The following is a 3,567-nucleotide window of genomic DNA, read 5'->3' as shown; positions in this document are numbered from 1 at the left end:
CAAACTTATTGACGATATCAGTAATACGATTATCACTTTTCTATCATAGATTAAATTATATGACAAAATTATACAAAAAAGTAACAGAAAACATGATATTACAAAACACGTGATTGGGCTTTTCATATGATACCCGCCACTAAATTTTCTTATCGCCATAAACGGAATGATAAACACTATGCTTTCCACTAAAAATCCCATAAAACTTCCAAACAGAATTACTAGCATCAATGGTGCCATTGTTATAAAAAAACTATATGCAGCGTACTCATAAAGTTCTCTATCCTCTTCTGTAATTGCTTGCATATCAATCATCCAGGTAATTAATTTACATGCCAATCTTTCCATCATTTATTTGTTCTGAACTTGGACAATTCTTTTGGAACTTTGGGCTGATAAACAATCAGACACGAAGTTGAATTGGCTTCTACCTTCAATACATTATTTAATGCTGCGGCAAAACTCTTGGCTAATGACTTATCCATTCTATTTTTCTTCATGACATCCTCCTTTTCATTTATTACCATTGTTCATGGTTTTATCTTAACAGAATTCTTTCAAAAAATCATTAAATTTGAATAAAAAGTCTTATTCAACTTGATTTTGGTTTTATATTCAATTTTCCACTTAATTAATCCATCTCTTACAGAATTTTACAATTATTTTTTAACTTTTTTACAATTTACACAGAATAATTCTTTATCAAATTATTCGATTGTTTACCTTCTCCTGTTAAAATAATCTAAAAGGGGCGATGAAACTTGATAAATCAATATTATATAGACATGGGACAGCGAATCAAACTTCGCCGTAAAGAATTAAAAATCAGCCAAACTGAATTAGCTGAACTAATTGATGTTTCAAATAACCACATGTCTAATATAGAAAATGCAAAAACAAAACCTAGCATGGATAATTTTATTAAACTATGTGAAGTATTAAAAGTAACACCAGATTATTTATTATTGGGAAGCATTCATATCAATAATATACCTTTAGAGATTTACGATAAATTGCGCCTATGCAGTAAAGACGATTTGAAATTAGCAAATAGTATTATTGAGTTACTTGTGAAACGTAATCACTCTCAATGGAACAGCAATAATTTTATATAATTCAATTACAACTTAAGTATATACCACAAATCGGTATATACTTTTTTTGACCAAATTCAACCATCAAATGTCTTTTCATGCAAATTGTATTCTCATTTTGTCTATTATTATGTATAATTAAAACCAAAAACAAAAGAGGGTAAAATAATGCGAATACTCATTTGTGATGATGATACTTTAATAATTTCACAATTAAACAAATTTATTTTAGAATACTTTGAACGCAATTCTTTAAAAGTACCTGCTATTGCTCACTTTTCCAGCGGGGAAGAATTACTTGCTGATACTGAAGAAAAAGATATTCTTTTTCTTGATGTAGAAATGCCAGGACTAAATGGTATTTATGTTGGAAATGAATTAAAACAAACGCACCCTAATCTCATTATCATTATCGTAACTTCTTATATTGAATACTTAGATGAAGCCATGCGATTTCATGTATTCCGTTACTTATCAAAACCTTTAGACAAAAAGAGATTGTTTCGCAACATAAAAGACGCTTTAAAACTGTATAACGATACCAATATAAAAATTCCAATTGAGACAAAAGACGGTATCCATACTTCCTATGTTTCAGATATTATTTCTATTGAATCGCAGGGACGTAAGGTAATCGTTCATACAACTACAAAAGATTTTTTCTCTGTACATAATATGCAGTATTGGGTGGACCATCTCCCAAAACAACTTTTTTTTCAATCACATCGAAGTTTTCTTATCAATTTTGAACACGTAACGGATTTTAATCACTCTTTGATTTATTTATATAACAATCAGTTTACTGCATATTTAACCAGAAGAAAATTTACTTTGTTTAAAGAAAATTATTTATTATATTTGGAGGGAAGCAGATAATGTCTTTCGAAATAAACTTGTGCTATTTTATAATATATATTATTGAGGCTTTTATTCTTTTACAATATACCTCTACACTTTTCAATGCAAAATATAATAAACTTATTGAGCTTCCCTTTCTTTTATTTTTGTATGGTATAAATTATGCCATTTCATTTCTTGATAGTTACTTCTTAAATGCAGCTACCTTCTTTTTAATAAATTTCCTCTTCATATTTATGATGTACTATGCTAATATACAATTGGTACTTTTTCATGCTGCAATATCAACAACCGCAATGTCAGCCAGTGAACTAATTATCTTTAACATGATTTCTCACTACACAGCTGATTTTTATGCAGCTACAGGATATGCTCTTAATGTGATATTACTTGCTGTGTTCAGTAAATTCATTTACTTTTTAATACTATACTTGCTTTCTCATTTGTTTCGAAATGATAAAGAGAATTGTAACTCATACAATAAATCAACACTGCTTCTGTCACTAATACCGTTAACCACACTATTTGTACTTATGACAATAACTTCCGTCAGTACACAGACACCTTTCCTATTATCCATAGACTGGATGCTGTGCATCAGTTCCTTCTTAATGCTTGGGCTTAATATATTTATTTTTTCATTACACTATTATATTCAAAAGGAAAATAAGGAACGTACTGAATTGGAATTATTGTTACAAAAAGAAAACGATTCAATCGAATATTATAAAATGTTATTGCAGCAAACTGAGAATCAAAAAATTCTCATTCATGACATAAAAAAGCATTTACAATCGATTGCTATACTTAATGAAAATAAAGATTTCGACAGAATTGCCGCATACATTGATCACTTGATTCATTCGTCAAGCCTGCAGAACAATCACAATTTATGTGAACACAAAATATTAAATTCTATTTTGGGACAATATAAAAAACTGTGTTCTGATAAGCATATCGATTTTCTGGCAGATGTTCGTCATAGTACAGTTGACTTTATGCTTTCCAATGATTTAACTGCACTGTTTTGCAATCTGTTAGACAATGCTGTAGAAGCATCTGAAAAAACAGCTGATCCCTTTATAGAACTCAATGTTTCTCAAAAGGTAAATATTCCTTACACAATAATTACAATGACCAATACATGTCGGCAAGATCCCTTTGATAAGGTTACTTCACGTTTACCCACCCAAAAAGAAAACCAGCATCGACATGGATATGGTTTAAAAAGCATTCAAAGAATTGTAAAAAATTATCAAGGCAGCATAAAAATGTATTATGAAAAGGAGACAACAACATTTCATACCATTATTACTTTAAAAGCTAAAAAAGAAAATTTTACAACTTATTGACGGCATATAATAACAAAAGTAAAATTTCTGTCAGATAACGTTACTATTCAGCCCTTCAGGCTTCATAGCAACAAAAGCATGCACACAGGATGCATGAAATGCATCCTGGCACCCGTATGTCTCGGGATTGACTTGCAAATGCAAGTCAACACCTCGCTGGATAGTGGTCGGCTGAACTGTAACCAGATACCCCCCCCCAATATATACTATCATCTGAATTTTTAATTGACAAATGCCAGAAAAGCAGGTATACTTGACTTTGC

The 3,567-nt window shown here is 30.3% G+C and carries 5 protein-coding genes; 3 read left to right on the top strand and 2 right to left on the bottom strand.

The genetic code is table 11. The features are described 5' to 3' along the window. Positions 1-348 (bottom strand): accessory gene regulator B family protein (locus ACI32A_RS01335; protein ID WP_439753218.1); only part of this gene is annotated, 348 nt, incomplete at its 3' end. Beyond that, entirely contained in the window at positions 348-500 is a 153-nt protein-coding gene (locus ACI32A_RS01330; protein WP_439753217.1) for a cyclic lactone autoinducer peptide, read from the bottom strand. The genes ACI32A_RS01335 and ACI32A_RS01330, both read right to left, overlap by 1 nt. 285 nt (positions 501-785) lie before the next feature. Here ACI32A_RS01330 and ACI32A_RS01325 point away from each other — a divergent pair, with 285 nt between their 5' ends. The 3 genes from ACI32A_RS01325 to ACI32A_RS01315 all read left to right on the top strand — a co-directional run bounded on the left by ACI32A_RS01325 (position 786) and on the right by ACI32A_RS01315 (position 3,304). Continuing rightward, on the top strand, positions 786-1,115 hold the full coding sequence (locus ACI32A_RS01325) for a helix-turn-helix domain-containing protein (protein WP_439753216.1): 330 nt from the start codon (positions 786-788) through the stop codon (positions 1,113-1,115). A gap of 147 nt (positions 1,116-1,262) precedes the next feature. Then, a complete protein-coding gene (locus ACI32A_RS01320) occupies positions 1,263-1,970 on the top strand; it encodes a LytR/AlgR family response regulator transcription factor (protein WP_439753215.1) in 708 nt (235 codons plus the stop codon). Beyond that, entirely contained in the window at positions 1,970-3,304 is a 1,335-nt protein-coding gene (locus ACI32A_RS01315; protein ID WP_439753214.1) for a sensor histidine kinase, read from the top strand. Before ACI32A_RS01320 ends, ACI32A_RS01315 begins: the two co-directional genes overlap by 1 nt. The last annotated feature ends 263 nt before the right edge of the window (positions 3,305-3,567 follow it).

This window comes from Floccifex sp. (genome assembly GCF_051873555.1).
Classification (GTDB): Bacteria; Bacillota_I; Bacilli_A; order Erysipelotrichales; family Erysipelotrichaceae; genus Floccifex.
Note: the sequence above shows the minus strand (reverse complement) of the source record. Positions and strands in the feature narration are given on the sequence as shown.